The organism is Niallia sp. MER 6 (assembly GCF_023714395.1).
Classification (GTDB): Bacteria; Bacillota; Bacilli; order Bacillales; family Cytobacillaceae; genus Niallia.
This window is the reverse complement of record NZ_JAMAUK010000036.1, coordinates 14,990-40,484: the sequence shown is the minus strand read 5'-3', so window position 1 is coordinate 40,484 and position 25,495 is coordinate 14,990. Positions and strand designations below refer to the sequence as shown.

Sequence of the window (25,495 nt, the reverse complement as noted above, 5' to 3'; positions counted from 1 at the left end):
TGCATGTGAAAAATGTGGGGGTGAAATGTATCCTGAGTATTATAAAGGGGTACATGGCATAGAGTACAAATTATCGGATATTCTCTAACCATGAAAAGGACCGGGCTATGCCCGGTTTTTCTTATTTAGAAAGGCTCCTTTATAAAAAAAACTTTAATACATAATTATGGTAGAATGGGAAAAAATAAAATTGTTGAAAAATAGAAGAAAAATAAGAATAAAAAATATTGACAACTTCTAAAAGAGACTGTTATAATTTATATTTTTGTTTGACTCTATTGTGTCAGTGTGATATACTTTACACAGTGAGGTGGACCGAAAATGGCAAAAACATTATCAGATATAAAAAAAGCTCTTGATTCGAATTTAGGGAAAAGATTGATGCTGAAGGCTAATGGCGGTCGTCGTAAAACGATTGAACGTTCAGGTGTATTGGCTGAAACATATCCCTCTGTGTTTGTGGTAGAGTTAGATCAGGATGAAAATGCATTTGAACGGGTATCGTACAGTTATGCAGATGTTTTAACAGAAACGGTTCAAATTACCTTCTATGAAGATACATCAGGACAAGTTGCTCTAAGCTAATATATATTGTAGAGACTAGCAGTTACCACGTGGTTGCTGCTTTTTTCATGGGGAAAATCTGTGATAACTGGAAATAGAAACAGTACATGAAAAAAAAACAGGGTTACATACTATAACTACCGTGAATAATGAAAGGAGAGGTTTAAGGTTGAGTAGACGAAGAGGAATTATGTCAGAAGGGCTAAAAGAAGAAATTGCAAAAGAACTAGGTTTTTATGATGTTGTCCAAAAGGATGGATGGGGCGGCATCCGAGCTAAGGATGCTGGGAACATGGTCAAGAGGGCAATTGAAATCGCTGAGCAGAGTCTTCTAAATAATCAAAAGTGAATTTTGATTCCTTTAAATTAAATCCTGTTTACAAAAATTAACTATCAAGGATTTATTCACGGCATCAGGTTTAACTCTGCACCCTTTTCACTATAGGGAAGGGTGTAGGGTTAGGTCTTTTTTTGCACCTTTTTTCTAACAAGTAAAAAAGCTAGGAAACGAGCGGAAAAAACATAAATGATTCTTAGTATTTTGCTTTAAATGACATATTTTATGGTAAAATCACTATAGCCATAAAATGCTGTGAATTTATTCATTAAACATAAAGCAATCAATAGTTTGCTTCTTTGTTTTTTGTTTCATACATAGAAGAATTGGGTTATTATATCAGTCATTCTTTTTATTTCCTATTGTGTGGTACAATAGGACGAAAAAGCGGACTTATGAAAATGTTAAGTAGGTGGAAATATTGAAGCTTTTGGTGAAGGCACCAGCTAAAATCAACTTATCGTTGGATGTATTGAGTAAAAGGCCGGATGGCTATCATGAGGTAGAAATGATCATGACAACCATTGACCTTGCAGACAGAATTGAACTTATTCTGGAAGAGAAGGATTCCATAAAGATAAATTCCCTTAATCGATTTGTACCCGATGACCAAAGGAATCTTGCTTATCAAGCAGCAAATCTATTAAAGAAAAAGTTTAATGTTAAAAAGGGAGTTACAATTAAAATTGAAAAGAACATCCCGGTTGCAGCAGGACTTGCAGGGGGAAGCAGCGATGCTGCAGCAGTATTGAGGGGTCTAAACAAGCTGTGGGACCTTCAATTGACCCTTGATGAGCTTGCTGAGATTGGAGCGGAAATCGGCTCTGATGTGAGCTTTTGTGTATATGGGGGCACGGCCCTCGCAACTGGCAGAGGAGAAATGATTAAGGAAATCCCTGCTCCGCCTATTTGCTGGGTAGTGTTGGCCAAGCCCTTTATAGGCGTGTCTACAGCGGATATTTACAAAAAGTTGAATGTCTCGCAAATTAATCACCCTGATACTGAAGGTATGATTGAGTGCATTCGCACAGGCGATTATGAAGCAATGTGCAATAATGTCGGGAATGTACTAGAAGATGTAACGTTAAATCTGTATCCTGAGGTGGCTCAAATAAAGGACCAGATGAAAAAGTTCGGGGCAGATGCAGTATTGATGAGCGGCAGCGGTCCGACTGTCTTTGGATTAATCCAGCATGATTCAAGAATGAACCGTGTATATAATGGATTAAGAGGTTTTTGCGACCAAGTATTTGCAGTCCGCATGATGGGGAATCGTCATACCCTTGATTAAATCCGTATAATACTGTAATATTAACTGTAAAATATTCGGATTTTTGGAGGTTCGCCTTATGAAATTTCGTCGTAGTGAACGTTTAATAGACATGACGAATTATTTATTAGAGCATCCAAGGCAATTAGTTTCCTTATCTTATTTTTCCGAAAGGTATGGTTCTGCTAAATCTTCCATCAGTGAAGACTTAGCGATAATAAAAGAAACCTTTGAGGAAAGAGGAATAGGGATTCTGCAAACATTGCCAGGTGCTGCAGGTGGCGTGAAATATCACGCTAAAGTTAATGAAGAGGAAGCAAAAGCATTCATAGAGGAGCTCTGTCAATTAATAATGAAACCTGACAGGCTGCTTCCCGGTGGATATCTTTATATGACAGATATTCTAGGAGATACGGCTCTTGTACAAAGGGTAGGGAAAATCTTTGCGTCTGCTTTTGCTGAAACAAATATTGATGTTGTCATGACAGTGGCAACAAAAGGGATCCCGCTTGCCTATGCTGTTGCTTCATTCTTGAATGTTCCAGTTGTGATGGTAAGAAGGGACAGTAAAGTAACGGAAGGATCAACAGTGAGCATTAATTATGTATCAGGCTCATCCAAGCGGATTCAAACGATGGTTCTTTCAAAACGAAGCTTAGAGCAAGGCTCCAACGTACTTATTGTCGATGATTTCATGAAGGCAGGCGGCACAGTGAATGGCATGATCAGCCTATTGGATGAATTTAATGCTAACGTTGCCGGTATTGCCGTCTTGATTGAGGCGGAAGAAGCGGAGGAAAGGCTTGTTGATGATTATTTGTCATTGGTAAAACTTTCTGGTGTCGATGTTAAAGAAAAGAAAATATCTGTTGAAGTTGGAAATTTTTTTGATAAGAACCAATAGGGGGATAATGAAAATGAAAATTGTACAAACAAATGATGCGCCAGCAGCAATTGGTCCATATTCTCAAGGAATTATTGTCAATAACATGTTCTACAGCTCCGGCCAAATCCCTTTGACTGCAGAAGGAGAATTAGTTACTGGTGACGTACAGGAACAAACACACCAAGTATTTAAAAATCTTGCAGCGGTACTGAAAGAAGCAAATGCTTCTTTTGAAACTGTCGTGAAAGCTACTGTTTTCATTAAAAACATGGATGACTTTGCAGCAATTAATGAAGTGTACGGTCAATATTTTAATGTACATAAACCAGCACGTTCTTGTGTAGAAGTAGCAAGATTGCCTAAAGATGTACTAGTTGAAATTGAAGTAATCGCATTAAGTAAGTAACTTTAGGTAGGAATATGTTAGTTTTTGTAACTAAAGTTAGCGTTTTTTAGGATTTTATCTTAAATATTCTAAAAAATTTTGCTGATTAAGAAGGAGTTATGGAAATTCTGTTGAATTACTTAACTAGATTTTATCTTCTAGTAAAGGTGGTGAACAGAATGGAAGTAACTGACGTAAGACTACGCCGAGTCAATACGGATGGACGAATGAGAGCCATTGCCTCTATTACTCTAGATAATGAGTTTGTTGTTCACGATATTAGGGTCATTGACGGAAATAACGGTTTATTTGTCGCAATGCCTAGCAAACGGACACCAGATGGTGAATTTAGGGATATTGCTCATCCGATTAACTCCGGGACAAGAGGTAAAATCCAGGAAGCTGTTTTAACAGAGTACCACCGTTTAGGTGAATTAGAAGTTGAATTTGAAGAAGCTGGTGCTTCCTAAAGAATAATGAGCAGCTAGAGCCTACTTCCGAAGAGTAAGGCTCTTTTTTTTGCGACTACAGATAGTTGAAGCATAATTTTATATAGATATAGAAATAATTTGCACATGTGAATTATTACAGTGGAAAAAAGGTAAGCGGATTCTTAGCATCCGTAAGAAAAGTAAATAAAAAAATCATTGATGAGAAACCCTTATACACCTTATTATTTCAGCTGTTTTTCATATATTTGGATACAAACATTCCTTGAAATCATGCTGTAATTAGGATATATTTTTAATGGATAAAAAGGTTAAATTGGAGGCCCGTTAATGATAAATCGATACGCAGTGATTTTGGCCGCAGGACAAGGAACAAGAATGAAGTCTAAGCTATATAAAGTGCTTCATCCAGTTTGCGGCAAGCCGATGGTGCAGCATGTAGTCGATCAAGTATCAAAGCTTCAAATGGAGCGTATTGTAACTGTTATAGGCCACGGTTCGGATCAAGTTAAAGCACAGCTTGGAGATAAAATCAGTTATGCTTATCAGGCTGAACAGTTAGGAACTGCACACGCAGTTATGCAGGCTAAGGAGTTTCTTCAAGATAAAGAAGGAGTCACAGTCGTTGTTTGCGGCGATACACCTTTGATTACATCGGAGACGTTAGAGGCTCTTTGCAGTTATCATTTAGAAGTTTCCGCTAAAGCAACAGTATTGACTGCAGTTGCAGACGACCCGACAGGTTATGGACGGATTGTACGGAACGATATTGGTGAAGTTGAAAAAATTGTTGAACATAAAGATGCTTCGGATGACGAAAAGAAAATTGTCGAAATAAATACTGGTACGTACTGTTTTGATAATGCAGCTCTGTTTGAGGCATTGAATAATGTCACAAATGAAAATGCTCAAGGGGAGTACTATTTGCCTGATGTCATTGAGATTTTCAAAAAACAAAGTGAAATAGTATCTGCATATAAGACAGAGGACTTTAATGAGACGATTGGCGTGAATGACCGGATTGCATTGGCTGAAGCTGAAAGACTCCTTAAGAAACGTGTCAATGAAGCTCATATGCGCAATGGTGTCACGATTGTAGATCCATCAAATACTTATATCGGCACAGATGTTACGATTGGAAATGATACGGTCATCTTGCCAGGCACAATAATTTCAGGGCAAACAGCTATTGCTTCCGATTGTGTTATTGGACCAAATACGGAAATAAGCAATTGTGTTATTGGAGAAAATACTGAAATCAGGCAATCTGCTGCATTTGACAGCAAAATTGGTTCGAATGTAAATATTGGACCTTTCGCCCATATCCGTCCTGCCTCCGCTATAGGTGATGACGTGAAAATAGGTAATTTTGTTGAAATCAAAAAGGCGGAATTTGGGGACAGAAGCAAAGCTTCCCATTTAAGCTATATCGGTGATGCGACAGTTGGCAGTGATGTCAATATAGGCTGTGGTACGATAACAGTCAATTACGACGGCGAAAATAAGTTTTTGACAACCATAGAAGATGGTGCATTCATTGGCTGTAATTCCAATTTGATAGCACCAGTCAAAGTAGGCAAAGGAGCTTACGTTGCAGCTGGTTCTACTATTACAGATGATGTTCCAGCGGATGCGTTATCCATTGCACGGGCCCGACAAGTTAATAAAGATGAGTACGTGAAAAAGTCAAAGCAAGATTGAAAGAAGTAAAAAGTGGAATAAGAGGGAATTAATCCTGTCTTATTCCTTGCTGAAATTAGGACAAGCTATTAATTAGGAATAAAGCCAGTGGAGGTTCATCATGCTAGTTAAAAATACAGATCCAAACTTAAAGGTATTTACCTTAAATTCCAATCCGGCGTTGGCAGCGGAAATTGCCAAAACAATCGGCGTAGAACTAGGTAAGTGCTCTGTTACACGTTTCAGTGATGGAGAAATTCAAATCAATATTGAAGAGAGCATTCGTGGTTGTGATGTTTATATTATTCAATCAACAAGTTCTCCTGTAAATGAGCACATCATGGAGCTTCTTATCATGATTGATGCTTTAAAACGCGCTTCTGCTAAAACAATTAACTTGGTAATACCTTACTATGGTTATGCACGTCAAGATCGTAAAGCTCGTGCACGTGAACCAATTACAGCTAAGCTGGTAGCGAATCTGTTGGAAACTGCAGGAGCTACTCGTGTTATAACGTTAGACTTGCATGCACCGCAAATTCAAGGATTCTTCGATATTCCTATCGATCACTTGATGGGTGTGCCAATTTTAGGGGAATATTTCAGCAAAAGGGAATTCGACGGCGATATTGTCATCGTATCACCAGACCATGGCGGTGTAACAAGAGCTCGTAAGCTTGCAGAGCGTCTTAAAGCACCAATTGCTATCATTGATAAACGACGTCCTAAACCGAATGTGGCTGAAGTCATGAACATCGTCGGAAATATCGAAGGAAAAATTGCTATTCTTATTGACGACATCATTGACACTGCTGGCACAATTACTCTTGGAGCAAATGCTCTTGCTGAGAATGGAGCGAAGGAAGTGTACGCTTGCTGTACACACCCTGTTCTGTCTGGACCTGCCATGGAAAGAATTAAGAATTCAAAAATAAAAGAGCTTGTAGTTACAAACTCTATTGAGCTTCCAGAAGAAAAGCTTACAGATAACGTAATTCAACTTTCTGTAGCAGAATTGCTTGGAGAAGCAATAATCAGAGTTCATTCCGATCAGTCAGTAAGCTATCTTTTTGATTAAGAAATATGTCGCTCTCTGTTAAGGGGAGCGACTTATTTCTATTGGGATATTGGTCTTCTATATTCTTTCACTCTTAGGAAAAAATTACCTAGTTACTAACTAGTATGTTTAAAATAGCTAGTTTTAGGGAATTTTTTATATATAGTGATTTGAATATAATGGAGGCGAATTTTATTATGAGTGCAACATTACAAGCAAAAAAGCGTACGGTTTCTAAGCATTCGGTGTTAACGGATTTAAGGACTAAAGGAGACATTCCAGGCGTGGTTTATGGTTCCAAAGTGGACAGCACATCTATTACGCTAAATGAAGCGAACTTTTTAAAAGTATTGAAGGATGTTGGACGCAATGGAGTTATTTCCTTGGATGTCGATGGTGATAAGCACAATGTTGTGCTGAACGAATATCATTCTGATCCGATTAAACGAACAATTCTACATGTTGACTTTTTAGCGGTTGATTTATCAAAAGAAATAACTGCAACAGTCAGAATCAATCTTACTGGCGAATCAAGCGGCGTAAAGGATGGCGGCGTTCTGCAGCAGGCGCTGCATGAAGTCGAAGTAACAGCAAAGCCTAACGATATTCCTGCTGCTATTGATATTGATATCAGCAGCCTGCAGGTTGGCGAAACGCTATCTATCTCTGATATTAAAGGATATGACAATCTGGAAATTAACCATGAGGCAGATGAAACCATTGCTTCCATACTTCCTCCAAGACAAGAGGAAGAAATAAGCACTGGTGAGCAGCAAGATGGTGGAATTCCAGAAAATGTAGAAGGCAGAGAAACGACTGTTGAGGAAACAGATTAATTTTTAGGTAATATGGACCTTTTGTATGTATTTAATGATTAAATGCTTAAAAAAGGAAGGTATGCATTAAATGGATGTAGAATATCAAATAGGATGGCAAGTTGTGCTTGTTCCTATTTGATATATACATACAAGCTGTGATAATCAATAATGGAGGCTTGGCCGATTGAGAAGTTATTGGCAAGCCTTCTTTTTCTGTATATAAACAAGAATAAAAGGGTGAATTTCATGAAATTGGTAGTAGGCTTGGGCAACCCAGGAAAGCAATACGAAAAAACAAGGCATAATATTGGCTTTGAAGTTATAGATTATATATCTAAAGAGTATGGAATCCCTTTGGATAAATCTAAATTCAAGGGACAATATGGCATCGGGATGATTAATGGAGAAAAGGCAGTACTGTTAAAGCCGCTGACGTACATGAACTTGTCTGGGGAATCCATCCGCCCAATCATGGACTATTATGATATTAAAACAGAGGATATCGTTGTAATATACGACGATTTAGATTTGCCTGTCGGCAAAATAAGATTGCGACAAAAAGGAAGCTCTGGCGGACATAATGGGATTAAATCGACGATTGCCCATACAGGCACTGAAAAATTTAATCGTATTCGTGTCGGAATTGACAGGCCCCAGAATGGGATGAAAGTGACAGATTATGTTTTAGGAAGATTTACGAAGGAAGAGCAAGAGGCTTTGGAAATCATTGTGAAGAAATGTTCTGATGCTTGTGAACAGTGGATGAAAGAACCATTCCTGCAAGTGATGAATATATATAATATCCAGTAAGCGTTTTAAGGCCGCTGTGCTTTTAGATTCTTAAGTATAACTTCCCTCCAAAAGGTAAATACTAGCACTAGTATAAAGCTTTAAGGAGGCCTGCTTTATGGCTATACATTATAATTGCCGTCATTGTGGAGTAAAGATAGGAAGTATTGAAGCGAAGTCTGTTGAAACTTCCCGGCTGGGCTTTGATATCTTGACAGAACAAGAAAGAGCAGAGATGATAAATTACAGCGGGTCAGGCGATATTCATATCAAGTCCATTTGTGAGGATTGCCAAGAATCATTAGCTAAAAATCCAGGTTATTATGAAACCGATTATTTGATTCATTAATGTTATGAAGCATTTCATGGCGAAAGAAGCTTTGGAGCGATTCCAAAGCATTTTTCCGTTTGCTTGTTTACAGAATTTTGGAGACTTAATGTAATATAATATTATTGATCTAAACAAAAAAATTATAAATAGATAAACAGGCTTCAAGGGGCAGATAAAATGTATGATAGGTGTAATTTGTACGAAAAAACAAGATTGTTTTTTCATTTTTTAAGTAGGGAGGGAATCTTCTATTGTTAGGCCTAAAAAAATTATTCAATAAACAGGAAGACATTAAAAATGTCATGTCAGGTGTTGAGGCGGGGTTGAAGGAACAAATAGTTTCTGGTTTATCTAACTCTGCAAGAACACTATTTATGACTTCTATATATGAGCAAACAAAAAGACCAGTGGTTGTAGTAGCACCAAATCTGCTTCAGGCACAAAAACTTTATGATGATATAACTAATGTAGTGGACGAGAAGGAAGTATTCTTGTACCCTGCCAATGAGCTTATAGCTGCTGAAATTAGTATCTCCAGTCCAGAATTAAAGGCACAGCGGATTGAAGTGCTGAACCACTGGACAAATGATAAAACAGCTAAAGGGATACTGATTGTCCCTGTTGCGGGTTTGAGAAAGATGCTTCCACCAAAAAGTCTGTGGCAAGCACAGCAAATTGAACTTGAAGTCGGTAAGGATATTAATCTGGAAGAGCTCATCCAACGCTTTGTTACGACTGGATATGTACGAACAGATATGGTTTCTGCCCCTGGTGACTTCAGTTTAAGAGGGGGTATATTGGATATTTATCCTTTAACTGAGGAGTATCCCCTACGTATGGAATTGTTTGATACAGAAATTGATTCTATTCGAACATTCTCACTAGAAGACCAGCGTTCAAAAGAGAAGCTCTCTTCCATAACAATTGGTCCAGCAACAGAGGTTATTATTGATACAGTTGAGCTGGAGGCTTTTGCGGCAAAGGTCGAGACTGGCTTGGCAAAAAGTCTGAAAAAGATTAAAGATGAAAAGACGAAGACACTGCTTGCACAGAATATAGGACATGAGATTGAGCAGCTGAAAAATGGCCAGAAGCCGGAGCAGCTCTATAAATATTTATCTCTTCTATATCCTGATCATACAAGTTTGATAGACTATTTACCAAAAAATGGTCTGGTTTTTATTGATGAAATTAGTAGAGTTCAAGAAATGAACGATACATTGGAGAAGGAAGAGGCTGATTGGTATACTGGCCTGCTAAATGAAGGGGAAATCATTCATGACATGAAGCTTTCGCAAAATGTCCAAGATTTGCTTCATAAGGCTGTGCAGCCAATTGTTTATATGTCTTTATTCCTGCGCCATGTTCCGAATACGAATCCGCAGAATATCATTAATGTTACGTGTAAACAAATGCAAAGCTTCCACGGGCAAATGAATGTGCTTAAATCTGAGATGGATCGTTGGAAGAAGAATAAGTACTCTGTCCTTGTTTTAGCGAACAATCAGGAAAGGTTAGAGAAGCTAGAACAAGTGCTTCAAGATTATGATATTCAGGCAGATATTCAAACAGACAATGACAGGATTGCGACAGGCAAAATTCAGCTGCTGGAGGGAAGCCTTCAGTCTGGCTTTGAAATGCCATTATTAAAGCTTGCTGTTATTACTGAGGAAGAGCTGTTTAAGACTAAAGTGAAAAAATCATCTGCACGGAGGCAAAAGCTTTCTAATGCAGAAAGAATAAAGAGCTATTCTGAGTTGAAAATTGGCGATTATGTTGTGCATGTAAATCACGGGATTGGTAAGTACTTAGGAATTGAAACATTGCAAATCAATGGTATTCATAAAGATTACCTCCATTTACGCTATCAAGGCAGCGACAAGCTGTATGTTCCTGTTGATCAGATAGACTTAGTGCAAAAATATGTAGGGTCAGAGAGCAAAGAGCCAAAAATATATAAATTGGGCGGCAATGATTGGAAGAAGGTTAAGAAGAAGGTTGAATCATCTGTTCAGGACATTGCTGATGATCTTATTAAGCTATATGCAGAGCGGGAAGCAGCCGTCGGCTATGGTTTCTCTCCAGATGGAGAAATGCAGCGGGAATTTGAATCATCCTTTGCATACCAAGAGACAGAAGATCAGCTACGCTCTATCCATGAGATCAAAAAGGATATGGAAAGAGAACGTCCAATGGATAGACTGTTATGTGGAGATGTTGGCTATGGGAAAACGGAAGTTGCCATTCGTGCAGCCTTCAAAGCAATTGCAGATGGAAAGCAAGTCGCTTTTCTTGTGCCTACAACCATCTTAGCACAGCAACATTATGAGACTTTGAGAGAGCGATTCCAGGATTATCCGATTGAAATAGGATTATTAAGCAGATTTAGGACAAGAAAGCAGCAGACAGACACTATTAAAGGGTTAAAAGCAGGCACCTTTGATATCGTTGTGGGAACACATCGTATTCTTTCAAAGGATATTACTTATCGTGATTTAGGTTTGCTGATCATTGATGAAGAACAGCGTTTTGGTGTTACGCATAAAGAAAAAATCAAGCAGCTAAAAACTAACGTAGATGTTCTGACATTAACAGCAACTCCTATTCCGAGAACGCTGCATATGTCAATGCTGGGTGTGCGCGACCTTTCTGTTATTGAGACACCGCCGGAGAACCGCTTCCCAATACAGACATATGTAATGGAATATAACGGAGCACTAGTGCGTGAAGCGATTGAAAGGGAATTGGCACGTAACGGGCAAATCTACTTCCTGTATAACCGGGTTGAAGATATTGAACGGAAAGCAGAGGAAATATCGATGCTTGTCCCAGATGCAAGGGTAACATATGCTCACGGGCAAATGACCGAAAATGAGCTGGAATCGGTTATGCTCAGCTTCCTAGAGGGAGAGTTTGATGTGTTGGTTAGCACAACCATCATTGAGACAGGTGTAGATATCCCGAATGTAAATACACTAATTGTTCAGGATGCTGATCGCATGGGTCTTTCCCAGCTTTACCAGCTGCGCGGACGTGTGGGACGCTCAAACCGGGTTGCCTATGCATACTTTACTTACCGCAAGGATAAAGTTCTCACAGAAGTAGCAGAAAAAAGGCTGCAGGCAATTAAGGAATTTACTGAACTTGGTTCAGGCTTCAAAATTGCCATGAGAGATTTGACGATAAGAGGAGCAGGTAATCTTCTCGGAGCACAGCAGCATGGATTTATTGATTCAGTCGGATTTGATTTGTATTCTCAAATGCTCAAGGATGCTATTGAAGAAAGAAAAGGTACATTTGATGAGCAGCAGAAACAGACAATTGATCTAGATCTGGATATTGATGCTTATATCCCAGACTTTTATATTAGTGATGGTCAGCAGAAGATTGAAATGTATAAGAGGTTCAGAGGGGTTGCGTCCTTTGATGAGCTTTCAGAGCTTCAGGATGAAATGGTCGACAGATTTGGAGATTATCCATCTGAGGTTGCTTATTTGTTCAAATTGACAGAAATGAAGCTGTATGGAAAAGCTGCTGGAGTAGAGCTTATTAAACAATCGAAAGAAGAAGTTCTGATTCTATTGTCTGAGCATGGCAGCAGTTTAATGGACGGACAGAAGATTTTCGAGAAGAGTTCGAAGTTTGGCCGTATGATTGGTTTAGGAATGGATGGCAAAAAATTAAAAATCGTCCTCCATGTAAAAGGAATTGAAACAGATAAGTGGCTAAATGCTTGTTATGAAATGGTAGAGGCATTGAGCACATTTAAAAAAGAGCCTCAAGAGGCAAGCTGAAAATATGATAACTGAAAACTGTTTGGAGAGGGCATCATGCTTGTATCCAAACAGTTTTTTTGTCTTATTATGCCTATGCGCAGGTTTATCTAATATGGACAGGGGTAAAGAAAACCAGAGATATAATTGCTAAAAGGCAGCTTTTTAATGGATTCCGCTTTTTTGTCAAAGCAATGCCAATGCCAATGTTTATGTTTTGTTTTGGAAAAAATGTCTTTAGCCGCAACTGTAAATTTTGCAGAAAATGTCCCGTGTTACCTAAGATGGTAATATTCACATCGAAGAGAAAATTTTACGTAGTTAATGCATAGAACTTTCCATATGAAAGATACTAAGTTTAAATATGGTAGCATTTCATATTTTACAGAAGAAATACTTACCAATATTAAAAAATCATCTGATGAAAGTGAGGCAACATGAAATGAAAGCAACTGGAATTGTGCGTCGAATCGATGATTTGGGTCGTGTCGTTATCCCAAAAGAAATCAGAAGAACTTTACGTATCCGTGAAGGAGATCCACTGGAAATATTCGTAGATCGCGATGGGGAAGTAATTTTGAAGAAGTATTCTCCTATTAGCGAGCTAAGTGATTTTGCTAAAGAGTATGCAGAAGCTCTTTATGATAGCTTAGGAAACTCTGTATTAATTTGTGACAGGGATACCTATATCGCAGTTGCCGGTGGGTCGAAGAAGGAATATTTAAACAAGAATATCAGTGAAGTTATTGAGAAGGCAATGGAGGACAGAGGATCAGTCCTTATTACACAGCAAGAGCAAATTGCACTCGTAGATAACAATACAGAAACTGTTTCTGCCTATACCATCGGACCAATCATTGCAAATGGTGATCCAATTGGTGCAGTTATCATTTTTTCTAAAGAAGGTACTCTTGGCGAGGTAGAAAAGAAAGCAGTAGAAACTGCTGCTGGCTTTTTAGCTAGACAAATGGAATCCTAATCTTAATATTGTTAAGGGCAGCTATATTGGCTGCCTTTTTTGTTGTTTTTAAAAGAAAATCAGTGTCTTGTTATATGAAGTGTAGAACAAATCTGTTATAATAAAGGTATAACAAGTAAGGAGAATAAAAATGTATATTAAATTAGACCCTCAATCAGACTTCCCTATTTATTCGCAATTAATACATCAATTAATGGAGGGAATTTTAAAAGGGGAATTAAAGGAGGGAGACATGCTTCCTTCTGTAAGGTCCTTAGCAGCTGACCTAGGTATTAACATGCATACAGTTAATAAAAGCTATCATGAGCTCGAAAAGAGAGGAATTATTCAAATTATCCCGAAATCAGGGGCGATTGTAAGACTTCAACATGCGAATCCTGGGTCTGAGCATTATGAGCGGCTTGTTAGAGAAATGAAGCCAGTATTGCTTGAGGCAATGACATTAGGAATGGGGAAAGCAGAGATAAACGGTCTTGTAGAATTGCTGATCAATGAATATAAGGGGGAATAAACATGGAACAAGGAATATTTATAGTGTTAATGGTTTTTCAAACAGTGATGCAAAGTATTATCCCTGTTGTCATGAGAAAAACACATGTGTTTGGTGTGTATGTACCGGATGAGTATAAAGATGAAAAGAGGGTGCAGTTTTATAAAAAACTATATGTGATCAGTTACTCAGCCGGTTCACTGGCTATTATTGCTGGTTATGCAATATGGATGAATGAACTGAATCCAAGTGTTAGAGCAGCTTTAGGTATGGTGCTTCTATTATCTTCGATGCTTTGGGGACTAATCTTATATTTTTACTGCCATGGAAAGATGTCGGAGTTGAAGAAGCGTACAGGTTGGTCTGCCGCTTTAAAGGAAGTGAAGATTACAGACTTGAGCGTCAGAAAGCTCGACGAAATGCTGCCATGGTTTATAGTAGCTATGCCGATTCTTTTAACACTAGGTTTAAGTGTGCTTACCCTCACGCAATATACTCAAATACCAGACAGTATTCCAACCCACTGGGGAGCTAATGGTCAACCAGACAGTTTTACGGAAAAAAGCTATCTTTCCGTTCTTTCCCATCTGCTGCTCCTATTGGTTATGCAGTCCATGTTTGTTGCCATCCACGAATTTACTAGAAAATCGGGAATCAAGATTAGCGCTTCTAACAAATCTGGTTCTAAGACAAGGCAGCTGCTTATGAGAAAGTACAACAGCTGGTTTTTAGCGATCATCTCTTTAGTAATGACGGTATTGTTGTCCTTCCTGCAATTATCCATTATTTATCCCGGCATATTTGCCGAGACTCTAATGCTGTTATTCCCGTTAGCATTTCTAGCGGTAGTATTGATTGGGACTCTTGTATATGCAATTAAAGTAGGAAAGCTAAATGTGCAGCTTGAGGCATTGACAAAAGCTGACGTCACGAAGGAAGTTTCTGATTTTGACTCAGACTATCATTGGAAGGGAGGACTTTTCTATTTCAATAAAAATGATCCATCGTTGTTCGTAGAGAAAAGGTTCGGAATAGGCTGGAGCATCAACTTTGCACAACCGTTAGGATATGCCATCATTTTTGGACCTCTCATTCTTATTATAATTGTGACATCTTTTCTGTAACAGAAAAAAGGAAAATGCTTTTTCGCATTTTCCTTTTTTTAGCATTTTTATGGGGTGTGCAAAGGCAACTAGGGTGGAATTGTGCTATAATACAAGCGAAACAGAAGATGGAAGGGGCCTTGCTTGTGCCTAAACAATCAAATAATTGGTTCACAGGTGCTATCATCCTGACAGTTGGAGCGCTTGTCGTAAAAATATTGAGCGCTGTATACAGAATACCCTTTCAAAATATAGTCGGAGATACAGGTTTTTATATATATCAACAGGTTTATCCAATCTATGGTGTGGCAATAGCTTTAAGTACATATGGATTTCCCGTTGTTATATCTAAGCTATATACAGAAATGAAATCAAAGGGCGATGTAATTGGACTGGAAGGACTTATTCGTTCCTCTTTTTTGCTTTTATACTCCTTGGGAATAGGCTCATTCTTGTTCTTATTTTTTGGAGCAGAGTATTTGTCAGCTGCTATGGGTGATGAAGAGTTAGCTATTCTGATTAAAGTGATATCATTTGCCTTTTTATTCACACCTTTTGTTGCTACATCTAGGGGATTGCTCCAAGGAGAAGGCAACATGGTTCCAACTGCTTTTTCTCAAGTTGCTGAACAGTTGATGAGGGTAGGCACCATTCTTTTTTGCTCCGTTTATTTCATAAGCAAAGGCTATTCGTTATATGCGGTTGGAGCAGGTGCGATGCTTGGCTCTGTAACAGGAGGTTTGCTTTCCTTTTTAGTGTTGTTTTACTTTTATAAAAAGCATCACTCTCTGCGTAGTATCTCGTCTGTTCGCAAATTATGGAACAGTGATAATAGAAAAATTATAAAAAGAATCATATATGAAGGAATTACTATTTCAATAAGCAGTATGCTGCTCATCTTATTACAGCTTGCTGACTCTTTAACAATTTATACTCAGCTTCTTTCTGCTGGAATTAATGAAGAAGAGGCAAAGGTGCTTAAAGGAATATATGACAGAGGACAGCCGTTAATACAGCTTGGGACAGTCATTTCTACTTCAATGGCTTTAACATTAGTACCATTTATTACAGGTGAAAGAATGAAAAAGGAAAAGAGCATTTTAGCTGAAAAGGTAAGATTTTCACTAGTGGTCAGCCTTTTCTTTGGGTTTGGTGCCTCCGTTGGTCTGCTAAGCATGATTAGTGAAGTAAACAGCATGCTGTTCCAAAATGAACAAGGGTCCCAGGTACTAGCGGTTTTATGCTTTGTCATTCTGCTTAATGCAATGATTGTTACATGTACTGCAGTACTTCAAGGATTGGGTTCTACTCTTTTCCCAGCTGTTATTGTTTTATTTGGGTTTGTCATTAAGTATGTGTTAAACGGCCCGTTTGTTTCTGCGTTTGGAACGAGCGGAGCAGCCTATGCGACTAACTTAACACTGCTTATCATTCTTGTATTAATGGCTGTTAAATTATATATGCTATTGAAAGTGCCGCTTGTAAATAGCAAGCATATAGTCATTATTTTGTTTGCGGCTATATGTATGTACTTATCTGTTGAAGGGTATATTCTTCTGACAGATATATTTATGCAAAGAGAAGACAGCCGTTTGCTGTCCGCATTTCAATCTCTGACGGGAGTAGTGCTTGGAGGATTTGTTTATGTCTTCCTCGTTCTTAGAGGCAATGTGTTTAAAGAGCAAGATTTGCTGGTATTGCCGTTCGGAAGGAAGTTAAGCTGGTTTTTACCTAAGAAAGGAAGAAAATAGCATGAGAAACATTGAAGTAATAGGACTAGGTGCAGGTGATATTGACCAGCTTCCGCTTGGTGTTTATAGAAGCTTAATGAATAATAAGCAAAAGGTTTATGTGCGTACGAAGGATCATCCTGTTCTTGCTGTACTTGAAGAAGAGGGCGGCGAATTTATTTATATGGATTATATATATGAGAAGCATGATCAATTTGACGCTGTTTATAGTGAAATCGTGGATGTTTTAATGGTAGAGGCAGAGAAAGAAGCTATCGTGTATGCAGTGCCAGGTCATCCTCTTGTAGCAGAAAAAACAGTTCAGCTCCTTATTGAAAAAAGTGAAAAGGGTGAGGTTAACTTAAAGATTGGCGGAGGTCAAAGCTTTTTAGATAATATCTTTCAAGCGTTGAAAATTGACCCTATCGATGGTTTTCAGCTACTGGATGGTACAGACTTGCGAAAAGATGAGTTGCAGTTCACGCAGCATCTTATCATTGGACAAGTGTATGATGCTTTTTCAGCATCTGAAGTTAAGCTTACCTTAATGGAAAAGCTTCCTTATGACTATCCTGTAGTGATTGTAACAGCTGCAGGCAGTGCGCAGGAGCGCATCAAGGAAATTGAGCTTCATGAATTGGATAGAGAGGTAGAGTTGAATAACTTAACATCGTTATATATTCCACCAGTGCAAGAGGAGCGAATGCTTTATAAACAGTTTGCAAAGTTGCGGCAGATTATTGCAACATTAAGAGGTCCCGAAGGATGTCCCTGGGATAAGGAACAGACCCACGAGTCGCTTAGAAAATATTTAATTGAAGAATCATTTGAACTTATTGAGGCAATCAATGAGGGTGATATCGATAATATAATAGAAGAACTCGGAGATGTATTGCTGCAGGTTATGCTTCATAGCCAAATAGGTGAAGATGAAGGCTATTTCTCCATTGATGATGTGATAGAAGGAATATCAGAAAAAATGGTGCGGAGACATCCTCATGTTTTTGGAAAAGAGAAGTTAGAAACAGTGGAAGATGTTTTGGATACATGGCAGCAAGCAAAAACTGCGGAAAAGCCAGAAAAGCAAGCTTCCTTGCTTGATGGGGTTTTAAGTAGCTCGCCTAATCTTTCCAGAGCTTATGATCTTCAAAGTAAAGCCGCAAAAGCTGGATTCGATTGGCCGGAAGTTGCAGAAGCTTGGGATAAAGTGAAAGAAGAAATGATAGAGTTCAGAGAAGAAGTAGAGAATGGGGCAAGTAAAGAAGAAATGGAAAAAGAATTTGGCGACATTCTGTTCTCGTTTGTAAATGTAGCTAGATATTACAAGATAGATCCAGAATTAGCTGTTTTCCGCACAAATCAAAAGTTCATCAGCCGTTTTCATTTTATTGAAGCAAAGGTTAAGGAATTGGGTAAGGAAGTGCAGGAGCTGCCATTAGAAATTTTAGATAGTTATTGGGAAGAAGCTAAACAGATGGAGAAAGAAAACAGATAAGGAGTGAATAGACATGCGATTAGATAAATTTTTAAAAATTTCCAGATTAATTAAAAGAAGAACATTGGCTAAAGAGGTTGCAGATCAAGGACGTATTCTTATAAACGGAATTCAGGCAAAAGCCAGCAGTAATGTTAAAGTGGGCGATGAACTGCAAGTCCGTTTTGGCCAAAAGCTAGTGACGGTCCAAATAGAAATACTGCAAGAATCTACAAAAAAAGAAGATGCGGCTAATATGTATAAAATCATTAAAGAAGAGACAGTATCCTAGTTTAACTAAAGGAATTACCGGGGAATAAAAGACAGAGTAACCAAGCGATCGATTTTTGGGAAAAGAGCTTGTTCTTTTTTCGACTCCCTCCTCATACACTTGTACAAATGATTGTACTTTTGTGATTGTGAGGGATAAGGATATGAACCAAAATTATGAATCCAATACTGCGAAAACGAGCAACATAGAGCATGATGTTATCATGAGAGGAAGAAGATTGCTTGACATTACAGGAGTTAAGCAAGTGGAAAGCTTTGATAATGAAGAGTTTTTGCTGGAGACAGTGATGGGTTTCTTATCTATTCGAGGACAAAACCTGCAAATGAAAAACCTGGATGTGGAAAAAGGGATTGTTTCTATTAAGGGCAAAGTGTTTGAATTGATTTATGTTGATGAACAAAGCGGAGAAAAAGCTAAGGGTTTCTTTAGCAAGATATTCCGATGACACTATCTACACAATTCATGACCATGCTGGCTATGGTTGGCATGGGTTTGTTTTTTGGGATAAGCTTAGATACGTATCAGTTCTTTTTGAAAAGAGCTGAAAGGAAAAGAACCATTGTCTTTTTCCATGACCTCCTTTTTTGGGTTTTGCAGGCTTTGTTAATATTTTATGTGCTATTTTTAGTGAACCAAGGTGAAATTAGAATCTATTTGGTACTAGCAGTGTTATTAGGTTTTGCAGCATACCAAGCCTTATTGAAATCAATTTATCTTTCGTTTTTGAAGCTTATTATTTCTGTTAGTGTCCGATTCTACCAGCTTACTGTCAAGTTAGTGGTAAATCTTATCTATAAACCTATAAAAACACTTCTCTTATTTATGGTTTCTGTGGTAATTTTCTTGTTAAAGGGACTTATGGCACTTGTCAACTTTATTATCAGGGTATTAAGATTTATTCTGAAGATAGTTTTGTTGCCGTTTAAATGGCTATTGTCCTTAATATGGCTGATTTTGCCGAAAAGGATTAAATTATTCGTCGAGAAATATTCTGGGAAATTGGCAGGATATTATACCATGATAAAGAAATATGTTAAGGAATGGATAAAAAATAGAAAAAAACAGTAAGGAAGGGAGGAGCAGAGTATGAGTGTATTAAAAAAAACAGATGTGACAAAATTACAAACAGAATATACAGTACAGCAAGAAGAACTGAGTATCAGTGCAGCAAGAAAAAAGAAGCTGTTGTTCCGAAGGTTAACTGCTTTCTCTATCTGTGCACTGGCTATCGGCTTTTTCATGATTTCAACACTCATATCCCAAAGCTCCACTTTGGAAGAAAAGGCTGCTGAAAAGGAAAAGCTTGATGGAAAGATCGCTATGTTGGAGAAGGAAGAAAAGCAGTTAAAGGAACAAATTGTGAAATTGAATGATGAAGATTATTTGGCCAAGCTTGCAAGGAAAGATTTGCTTCTTTCTGAAAAAGGGGAAATTATCTTCAGTATCCCAGATAAGAACGATTAAACAGGCGCTGATGGAAAATAATAAGGTCAACAGTTATATTGACACCCTTTTTTTTCATTTTGTATAATATAGTATAAGTATGATTTTTTATATCCTTAAGGAGGCAAAACTTTTTTATGTCAATCGAAGTAGGCAGCAAGTTACAAGGAAAGGTAACAGGAATTACTAATTTTGGTGCGTTTGTAGAACTCCCAGAAGGTGCAACTGGTCTTGTTCACATTAGTGAAGTCGCAGATAATTATGTAAAAGACATTAATGATCACTTAAAGGTCGGAGACGTAGTGGAAGTGAAAGTCATTAATGTGGAGAAAGATGGCAAGATTGGCCTGTCTATTAAAAAGGCAAAAGATAGACCGGAAAGACCAGAAAGACCAGAAAGATCCCATGATCGTGGGGAGCGCAGAGAGTCTAGAGGCGGCTACTCCAATAACGCATCAAGACCTCGCAATGCGAAATCGCATGATAACCGTGCTCCAAAGGAAAACTTTGAATCAAAGATGGCTCGTTTCCTAAAAGACAGTGAAGATCGGTTAGCTTCTCTTAAACGAAATACTGAGTCTAAACGCGGGGGAAGAGGCGCTAGACGAGGGTAACTTGCTGCTGAATTTTTTATAAAAAAGCAGGGTTTATCGTTCGTATATTCCCATAGCTTAAAGCAAGCCATAACGGCTTGCTTTTTTTGTTTTTATTGTTAAGAACAAAAAAAGGACGATAGATTAATCTATCGTCCTTTTTAAAGGATAGCGGCGGAGGGGATCGAACCCCCGACCTCACGGGTATGAACCGTACGCTCTAGCCAGCTGAGCTACACCGCCATGTATGAAAGGCGCCTTAGGCACAAGATATATAATACAAACTTTTTCGATAAAAGTCAACTGCTTTTTTTTATGACAAAGTAAACATGGTGATTAATATAAAAAGTCGAAGCTGACACTCATTTTTTGACAAATAAAACAAGGCCTAGAAGATTACAGGAAAAGATAGGAGCAAGGTTATTCATGCAGTTAATGGTAAGCAAACACAGGCGCTGATTAGTTAATTATACTCTTTAGTCGAAAAGAGAAACAGGAATATGTCAGCTATAGCTTTAGCGAATTTTGTTTAAATGCAAGAAATTGCTTGAAAGAAGTCGAGCGAAATATATAGGCTTGTCCGCTCTTTTGACAAACTTTTACTATTACAACTCTTATAATTGTGTGCAACGATACCTGATAGGGAGTTGAGTTAAATGGAAAAAGTGGAAAGGGATATTATGGACGGTATTGCAGATGTAGACTTTGGCAAATCAAAAGAGGGATTTGGCGTTATATATCATAAATTCCATACGAAAGTAGAAAGCTTTTTTTTGGCCAAAGGCTATATACTTTTGGTTATTGGTTTTCTTTTGGGGAGAGCGCTAATTCTGGCTAAACTGACCCCGTTTGTCCTCCCTTTCTTTGCGGCGGTGTACTTAACGCGAAAGGATAAGGCGCCTTTAGCGCTAGTAGGCTTAATTGGAGGAGCTGCTACTCTTTCCTTAAGGGAGGCTTTTATTAGTTTTATACTCGCATTTTTATTCCTCATTATTTATAAACCTCTCAGTAAGTGGAGAAAAAATGAGAATAATAATAATTTTGTCCCTGTTCTTGTACTTTCAACTGTTTTGTTAGTTAGCTTAGGCGAGTCTTATATTATTTCGGGCGCAATTACAATGTATGGAGCGATGATGGCGCTTGTTGAAGCGAGTCTAGGATATATTCTTACTTTAATTTTTATGCAGAGTCTGCCATTATTGACTATCGGCAAAAGGAGACAAGCATTAAAAACAGAAGAAATCGTATGTCTCATTATTATGCTGGCTTCTGTTATGACGGGAACAATCGGGTGGAGTCTGTATGACTTGTCAATCGAACATATTATGTCACGCTACTTAGTGCTTTTATTTGCATTTATGGCAGGTGCAACAATTGGCTCGACAGTAGGGGTTGTAACTGGTCTTATATTTAGTCTGGCAAGTATTTCGAGTTTCTATCATATGAGCTTGCTTGCGTTCTCTGGTTTACTTGGCGGATTATTGAAGGAAGGCAGAAAGGTAGGTGTTGCATTAGGACTTTATATTGCAACACTATTAATCGGCATGTATGGAGAAGGTGGCGGTGTGCTGTCAGTTTCCCTTATGGAAACAACTGTCTCTGTTTTTCTATTTATGCTTACGCCATCTTTACTTACGTCACGGATAGCTAAGCATATTCCAGGTACTGCCGAATATTCGCAGGAGCAGCAACAATATATGAGGAAAATGCGTGACGTCACAGCTCAAAGAGTCTCCCAATTTTCCACAGTGTTTGAAGCACTTTCAAATAGTTTTTCTGCGAATAATATACAAAAAGATATAGACGATTCAGATAGAGAGCTTGATTATTTCTTAAGCAATGTGACAGAAAAAACATGTCAAACTTGCTTTAGAAAAGAAGCTTGCTGGGCAAGGAACTTTAATACAACTTATGACTATATGAAAGATATTATGACAGAAATGTCAGAGACGGATGGTAGTATTTCATTAGGGTTATCACGAGAATGGGAGAAGCATTGTACAAGATCGAAAAAAGTAGTAGATGCGATTCATCAGGAATTAACACTGTATCAAGCAAACCAGAAACTTAAAAAGCAAGTTCAAGAAAGCAGAAAGCTAGTTGCAGACCAATTATTAGGTGTTTCAGAGGTGATGGGGGATTTTGCGAAAGAAATACAAAGAGAAAGAGAAAACCACCATAAACAGGAGGAATTAATACTTGAAGCTATCCAAGAATTTGGCATTCATATTGAGAATGTGGAAATTTACAGTCTAGAACAAGGAAATGTTGATATTGACATAACCATTCCATATAACACAGGATTCGGAGAGTGTGAAAAGCTTATAGCGCCAATGCTGTCAGATATTTTAAATGAAACAATCATTGTCAATAAAGAAGAGACTGGAGCTTATGGGAACGATTACAGCCATGCAACATTCCGTTCTGCAAAAGCATTTGTCGTTGAAACAGGTGTTGCTCATGCTGCAAAGGATGGTGGGTTTATCTCGGGAGACAGTTATTCAACGATCGAACTTGGATTAGGCAAATATGCTGTAGCAATAAGTGACGGGATGGGTAATGGAGAGCGGGCGCATATCGAAAGTGAGGAAACATTGCAGCTTCTCCAGAAAATACTTCAATCTGGAATTGAAGAACAGGTTGCGATCAAATCTATCAACTCTGTGCTGTCATTAAGAACAACTGATGAGGTATTTGCAACTCTAGATTTGGCGATGATTGATTTGCAAAATGCAAATGCTAAGTTTCTTAAAATTGGGTCCACACCAAGTTTTATAAAAAGGGGATCAAAAGTAATTAAAATACAAGCTAGCAACTTGCCGATGGGGATTGTTCAGGAATTTGATGTTGATGTGGTAAGTGAGCAATTAAAAGCAGGAGATTTATTGATCATGATGAGTGATGGGGTATTTGAGGGACCAAAGCATGTCGAAAACTTTGACTTGTGGATGAAGAGGAAAATCAAAGAGCTTAAAACAGAAAGTCCACAGGAGGTTGCTGACCTTATTATGGAAGAGGTTATCAGGTCTCGGTCTGGTCTAATTGAGGATGATATGACTGTGCTTGTAGCACAGATTAACCATAATATACCGAAATGGGCTTCTATCCCAATGAGAGGATTTCATCAAAAAGCAAACTAGTTCACTAAAATAGAGGTATAAATGCTCTCTTTTCCGTCGAAAATGGGACTAACTCATTAATAGATGGAGGGGAGAAATATGAAAACAGGTACAATAAAACAAATATTGCTTATAACAGACGGGTGTTCTAATCAGGGAAATGATCCAATTGCAATGGCTGCATTAGCGAACGAACAAGGAATTACTGTAAACGTAATCGGGGTAATGGAAAAGGATATTATTGATGATCGTGGTTTGAAAGAAATAGAGGAAATTGCCCTTTCAGGCGGAGGGGTGAGTCAGGTTGTATATGCTCAAGCTTTAGCGCAAACAGTTCAAATGGTAACAAAAAAAGCAATGACTCAAACATTGCAGGGCGTTGTCAACAAAGAGCTGCAGCAGATATTAGGAAAATCAAGCAGTGTGGAAGATTTACCACCGGAAAAACGGGGAGAAGTGATGGAGGTTGTCGATGAGCTCGGTGAAACAGTTGAGCTGGAGGTGCTTGTTTTAGTTGATACTAGTGCGAGTATGAAGCATAAGCTCCCTACAGTGAAAGAAGCTTTGATTGACTTGTCTTTGAGTTTGAATGCAAGATCAGGTGAAAACAGATATTCAGTATTTGTATTTCCCGGGAAAAAGAAAGATGTCGAAAAGCTGCTTGACTGGACTCCGCGGCTAGAATCATTAACAAGTATTTTTTCTAGGCTTACAACTGGGGGTATTACACCTACTGGTCCGGCTTTAAAAGAAGCAATCCAATACTTTAAGCAAAAACGTTCATTAAGGAGTCTGATTAGACGTGACGATGATGAATTCTATGAAGAGTCCATTTAAGATTAATCGCGGAACAATAATCAAAGGGAAATGGCATCGGAAGGATTATACCATAATTAAAGAGCTTGGCTTTGGGGCAAATGGGACTGTGTTTCTCGCAGACTCTGCCCTTGGAAAGGTTGCTTTAAAGCTAAGTGATAATGGCATGTCGATTATTTCAGAGGTAAATGTATTAAAATCCTTTGCTAAGGTCCAAGGTTACAGCCTTGGACCTTCTTTAATAGATGTTGATGATTGGGTCACGACGAGTGGAACAGTATCTTTTTATGTTATGGAGTATATAAATGGACCTGATTTATTAACTTATATTGAAAATAAGGATAGTTCTTGGGTCAATGTATTAATGATACAGCTATTAAAGGATCTTCAAGTTCTACATGATAACAATTGGGTGTTCGGAGATTTAAAGCCGGAAAACTTAATTATAAATGGGCCTCCTACTAGAATAAGATGTATTGATGTAGGTGGTACTACTATTATAGGCAGAGCAATAAAAGAGTTCACAGAATTTTATGACCGCGGCTACTGGGGACTCGGATCAAGAAAGGCAGAGCCTTCTTATGATCTGTTTGCTGTCGCTATGATTATGATAAATATTTTTTATCCGAAGAGATTTAATAAGCTAGAAGGAGGACTTAAGCAGCTCCAAATGATGATTCAAAAGAAGCGGGAATTATTACCTTATGAACAGGTGCTAACAAAAGCGCTAACTGGTAGATACGGCAGTGCTAATGAGATGAGAGGCGAGCTGATTAAACTTTCTAGCGGCCAAGAAGCTAGGACAAATACAAGGACAAGCAACTCTGGCAAAACAAAGGCTCCATCTATAAAAAACAGAGGGGCTAGTCCAAAAAGAGCACAGGCACAGCAAAAAAAGATGGCCAAAAAGAAAAAAAGGACAGGTTATCTAGAATCTATTCTATTAATAGTAGTCATATCATTGCTTTATATTGTATATATTTATGGTCAATTGACTTAATATACGATAGGAAACATAAGGGAAAGCATTTGATGTAGCTTTCGCAAAAATGTTATTCTTACATAAGCAGACTGCATGCTTACATAAAAAGGTCATAACAGATTACTATGCAGAATA

25 protein-coding genes and 1 tRNA gene are annotated in these 25,495 nt (G+C 38.2%); 25 read left to right on the top strand and 1 reads right to left on the bottom strand.

Annotated elements, in window-relative coordinates; translation table 11 throughout:
* Positions 1 to 321: 321 nt before the first annotated feature.
* The 22 genes from veg to M3600_RS25080 all read left to right on the top strand — a co-directional run bounded on the left by veg (position 322) and on the right by M3600_RS25080 (position 20,464).
* Positions 322 to 585 carry a biofilm formation stimulator Veg gene (gene veg / locus M3600_RS25185; RefSeq protein WP_192486457.1) on the top strand — a complete coding sequence of 88 codons (264 nt, stop codon included), beginning with the start codon at positions 322 to 324 and terminating at the stop codon, positions 583 to 585.
* A 148-nt stretch (positions 586 to 733) separates the two neighbouring features.
* Entirely contained in the window at positions 734 to 913 is a 180-nt protein-coding gene (locus tag M3600_RS25180; RefSeq protein WP_192486458.1) for a small, acid-soluble spore protein, alpha/beta type, read from the top strand.
* 409 nt (positions 914 to 1,322) lie between these two features.
* Entirely contained in the window at positions 1,323 to 2,192 is an 870-nt protein-coding gene (gene ispE, locus M3600_RS25175; protein WP_192486459.1) for a 4-(cytidine 5'-diphospho)-2-C-methyl-D-erythritol kinase, read from the top strand.
* A gap of 58 nt (positions 2,193 to 2,250) precedes the next feature.
* Positions 2,251 to 3,075, top strand: coding sequence for a pur operon repressor (gene purR / locus M3600_RS25170; RefSeq protein WP_192486460.1), 825 nt, complete (start codon positions 2,251 to 2,253; stop codon positions 3,073 to 3,075).
* 13 nt (positions 3,076 to 3,088) lie between these two features.
* On the top strand, positions 3,089 to 3,463 hold the full coding sequence (ridA, locus tag M3600_RS25165; RefSeq protein ID WP_192486461.1) for a 2-iminobutanoate/2-iminopropanoate deaminase: 375 nt from the start codon (positions 3,089 to 3,091) through the stop codon (positions 3,461 to 3,463).
* Positions 3,464 to 3,621: 158 nt separating this feature from the next.
* Positions 3,622 to 3,912 (top strand): septation regulator SpoVG, encoded by a 291-nt coding sequence (gene spoVG / locus M3600_RS25160; RefSeq protein ID WP_101658244.1) that lies wholly within the window; start codon positions 3,622 to 3,624, stop codon positions 3,910 to 3,912.
* A 309-nt stretch (positions 3,913 to 4,221) separates the two neighbouring features.
* Positions 4,222 to 5,592 carry a bifunctional UDP-N-acetylglucosamine diphosphorylase/glucosamine-1-phosphate N-acetyltransferase GlmU gene (gene glmU / locus M3600_RS25155; RefSeq protein WP_251648016.1) on the top strand — a complete coding sequence of 457 codons (1,371 nt, stop codon included), beginning with the start codon at positions 4,222 to 4,224 and terminating at the stop codon, positions 5,590 to 5,592.
* Positions 5,593 to 5,692: 100 nt separating this feature from the next.
* Entirely contained in the window at positions 5,693 to 6,649 is a 957-nt protein-coding gene (locus tag M3600_RS25150) for a ribose-phosphate diphosphokinase (protein ID WP_192486463.1), read from the top strand.
* Between the two features lie 176 nt (positions 6,650 to 6,825).
* Complete coding sequence (locus M3600_RS25145; protein ID WP_192486464.1) at positions 6,826 to 7,464, top strand: 50S ribosomal protein L25/general stress protein Ctc; 639 nt, start codon at positions 6,826 to 6,828, stop codon at positions 7,462 to 7,464.
* Between the two features lie 228 nt (positions 7,465 to 7,692).
* Positions 7,693 to 8,256 (top strand): aminoacyl-tRNA hydrolase, encoded by a 564-nt coding sequence (gene pth / locus M3600_RS25140; RefSeq protein WP_192486465.1) that lies wholly within the window; start codon positions 7,693 to 7,695, stop codon positions 8,254 to 8,256.
* Positions 8,257 to 8,353: 97 nt separating this feature from the next.
* On the top strand, positions 8,354 to 8,584 hold the full coding sequence (gene fin, locus M3600_RS25135; protein ID WP_192486466.1) for an anti-sigma-F factor Fin: 231 nt from the start codon (positions 8,354 to 8,356) through the stop codon (positions 8,582 to 8,584).
* Between the two features lie 233 nt (positions 8,585 to 8,817).
* Complete coding sequence (gene mfd / locus M3600_RS25130) at positions 8,818 to 12,360, top strand: transcription-repair coupling factor (RefSeq protein ID WP_233318802.1); 3,543 nt, start codon at positions 8,818 to 8,820, stop codon at positions 12,358 to 12,360.
* A 421-nt stretch (positions 12,361 to 12,781) separates the two neighbouring features.
* The gene (gene spoVT, locus M3600_RS25125) at positions 12,782 to 13,318 is read left to right on the top strand and encodes a stage V sporulation protein T (RefSeq protein WP_192486470.1); all 537 of its coding nucleotides are present in this window, start codon (positions 12,782 to 12,784) and stop codon (positions 13,316 to 13,318) included.
* A gap of 130 nt (positions 13,319 to 13,448) precedes the next feature.
* The gene (locus M3600_RS25120) at positions 13,449 to 13,829 is read left to right on the top strand and encodes a GntR family transcriptional regulator (RefSeq protein WP_233318800.1); all 381 of its coding nucleotides are present in this window, start codon (positions 13,449 to 13,451) and stop codon (positions 13,827 to 13,829) included.
* Between the two features lie 2 nt (positions 13,830 to 13,831).
* Complete coding sequence (locus M3600_RS25115) at positions 13,832 to 14,932, top strand: DUF1648 domain-containing protein (RefSeq protein WP_251648014.1); 1,101 nt, start codon at positions 13,832 to 13,834, stop codon at positions 14,930 to 14,932.
* A gap of 125 nt (positions 14,933 to 15,057) precedes the next feature.
* Entirely contained in the window at positions 15,058 to 16,662 is a 1,605-nt protein-coding gene (locus tag M3600_RS25110) for a putative polysaccharide biosynthesis protein (RefSeq protein WP_233318797.1), read from the top strand.
* Position 16,663: 1 nt separating this feature from the next.
* Positions 16,664 to 18,136 carry a bifunctional methyltransferase/pyrophosphohydrolase YabN gene (gene yabN / locus M3600_RS25105; RefSeq protein WP_237940516.1) on the top strand — a complete coding sequence of 491 codons (1,473 nt, stop codon included), beginning with the start codon at positions 16,664 to 16,666 and terminating at the stop codon, positions 18,134 to 18,136.
* Between the two features lie 13 nt (positions 18,137 to 18,149).
* Positions 18,150 to 18,407 carry an RNA-binding S4 domain-containing protein gene (locus M3600_RS25100; RefSeq protein WP_233318792.1) on the top strand — a complete coding sequence of 86 codons (258 nt, stop codon included), beginning with the start codon at positions 18,150 to 18,152 and terminating at the stop codon, positions 18,405 to 18,407.
* A 142-nt stretch (positions 18,408 to 18,549) separates the two neighbouring features.
* The gene (yabP, locus tag M3600_RS25095; protein ID WP_251648012.1) at positions 18,550 to 18,852 is read left to right on the top strand and encodes a sporulation protein YabP; all 303 of its coding nucleotides are present in this window, start codon (positions 18,550 to 18,552) and stop codon (positions 18,850 to 18,852) included.
* Complete coding sequence (yabQ, locus tag M3600_RS25090) at positions 18,849 to 19,475, top strand: spore cortex biosynthesis protein YabQ (RefSeq protein WP_233318788.1); 627 nt, start codon at positions 18,849 to 18,851, stop codon at positions 19,473 to 19,475. The genes yabP and yabQ overlap by 4 nt, the downstream gene beginning before the upstream one ends.
* Positions 19,476 to 19,493: 18 nt before the next feature.
* Entirely contained in the window at positions 19,494 to 19,871 is a 378-nt protein-coding gene (locus M3600_RS25085) for an FtsB family cell division protein (protein ID WP_237940518.1), read from the top strand.
* A gap of 116 nt (positions 19,872 to 19,987) precedes the next feature.
* On the top strand, positions 19,988 to 20,464 hold the full coding sequence (locus M3600_RS25080; RefSeq protein ID WP_233318785.1) for a S1 domain-containing RNA-binding protein: 477 nt from the start codon (positions 19,988 to 19,990) through the stop codon (positions 20,462 to 20,464).
* 148 nt (positions 20,465 to 20,612) lie between these two features.
* On the opposite strand, the gene M3600_RS25075 is transcribed toward M3600_RS25080, so the two are convergent.
* Positions 20,613 to 20,686: transfer RNA gene (locus M3600_RS25075), tRNA-Met, on the bottom strand.
* A 413-nt stretch (positions 20,687 to 21,099) separates the two neighbouring features.
* Here M3600_RS25075 and spoIIE point away from each other — a divergent pair.
* The 3 genes from spoIIE to M3600_RS25060 all read left to right on the top strand — a co-directional run bounded on the left by spoIIE (position 21,100) and on the right by M3600_RS25060 (position 25,378).
* Complete coding sequence (gene spoIIE / locus M3600_RS25070; RefSeq protein ID WP_237940520.1) at positions 21,100 to 23,583, top strand: stage II sporulation protein E; 2,484 nt, start codon at positions 21,100 to 21,102, stop codon at positions 23,581 to 23,583.
* 78 nt (positions 23,584 to 23,661) lie between these two features.
* Positions 23,662 to 24,399: a vWA domain-containing protein gene (locus M3600_RS25065; protein WP_237940522.1), complete on the top strand. Its 738-nt coding sequence runs from the start codon at positions 23,662 to 23,664 to the stop codon at positions 24,397 to 24,399.
* The gene (locus M3600_RS25060; RefSeq protein ID WP_233318832.1) at positions 24,371 to 25,378 is read left to right on the top strand and encodes a protein kinase domain-containing protein; all 1,008 of its coding nucleotides are present in this window, start codon (positions 24,371 to 24,373) and stop codon (positions 25,376 to 25,378) included. The genes M3600_RS25065 and M3600_RS25060 overlap by 29 nt, the downstream gene beginning before the upstream one ends.
* Positions 25,379 to 25,495: the final 117 nt, after the last annotated feature.

Excerpts from the sequence above, each read along its gene's own strand:
- veg (WP_192486457.1), top strand. The coding sequence starts at position 322 with ATGGCAAAAACATTATCAGATATAAAAAAAGCTCTTGATTCGAATTTA.
- purR (WP_192486460.1), top strand. The coding sequence starts at position 2,251 with ATGAAATTTCGTCGTAGTGAACGTTTAATAGACATGACGAATTATTTA.
- ridA (WP_192486461.1), top strand. The coding sequence starts at position 3,089 with ATGAAAATTGTACAAACAAATGATGCGCCAGCAGCAATTGGTCCATAT.
- spoVG (WP_101658244.1), top strand. The coding sequence starts at position 3,622 with ATGGAAGTAACTGACGTAAGACTACGCCGAGTCAATACGGATGGACGA.
- glmU (WP_251648016.1), top strand. The coding sequence starts at position 4,222 with ATGATAAATCGATACGCAGTGATTTTGGCCGCAGGACAAGGAACAAGA.
- M3600_RS25150 (WP_192486463.1), top strand. The coding sequence starts at position 5,693 with ATGCTAGTTAAAAATACAGATCCAAACTTAAAGGTATTTACCTTAAAT.
- M3600_RS25145 (WP_192486464.1), top strand. The coding sequence starts at position 6,826 with ATGAGTGCAACATTACAAGCAAAAAAGCGTACGGTTTCTAAGCATTCG.
- pth (WP_192486465.1), top strand. The coding sequence starts at position 7,693 with ATGAAATTGGTAGTAGGCTTGGGCAACCCAGGAAAGCAATACGAAAAA.
- fin (WP_192486466.1), top strand. The coding sequence starts at position 8,354 with ATGGCTATACATTATAATTGCCGTCATTGTGGAGTAAAGATAGGAAGT.
- spoVT (WP_192486470.1), top strand. The coding sequence starts at position 12,782 with ATGAAAGCAACTGGAATTGTGCGTCGAATCGATGATTTGGGTCGTGTC.
- M3600_RS25120 (WP_233318800.1), top strand. The coding sequence starts at position 13,449 with ATGTATATTAAATTAGACCCTCAATCAGACTTCCCTATTTATTCGCAA.
- M3600_RS25115 (WP_251648014.1), top strand. The coding sequence starts at position 13,832 with ATGGAACAAGGAATATTTATAGTGTTAATGGTTTTTCAAACAGTGATG.
- yabN (WP_237940516.1), top strand. The coding sequence starts at position 16,664 with ATGAGAAACATTGAAGTAATAGGACTAGGTGCAGGTGATATTGACCAG.
- M3600_RS25100 (WP_233318792.1), top strand. The coding sequence starts at position 18,150 with ATGCGATTAGATAAATTTTTAAAAATTTCCAGATTAATTAAAAGAAGA.
- yabP (WP_251648012.1), top strand. The coding sequence starts at position 18,550 with ATGAACCAAAATTATGAATCCAATACTGCGAAAACGAGCAACATAGAG.
- yabQ (WP_233318788.1), top strand. The coding sequence starts at position 18,849 with ATGACACTATCTACACAATTCATGACCATGCTGGCTATGGTTGGCATG.
- M3600_RS25085 (WP_237940518.1), top strand. The coding sequence starts at position 19,494 with ATGAGTGTATTAAAAAAAACAGATGTGACAAAATTACAAACAGAATAT.
- M3600_RS25080 (WP_233318785.1), top strand. The coding sequence starts at position 19,988 with ATGTCAATCGAAGTAGGCAGCAAGTTACAAGGAAAGGTAACAGGAATT.
- spoIIE (WP_237940520.1), top strand. The coding sequence starts at position 21,100 with ATGGAAAAAGTGGAAAGGGATATTATGGACGGTATTGCAGATGTAGAC.
- M3600_RS25065 (WP_237940522.1), top strand. The coding sequence starts at position 23,662 with ATGAAAACAGGTACAATAAAACAAATATTGCTTATAACAGACGGGTGT.
- M3600_RS25060 (WP_233318832.1), top strand. The coding sequence starts at position 24,371 with ATGATGAATTCTATGAAGAGTCCATTTAAGATTAATCGCGGAACAATA.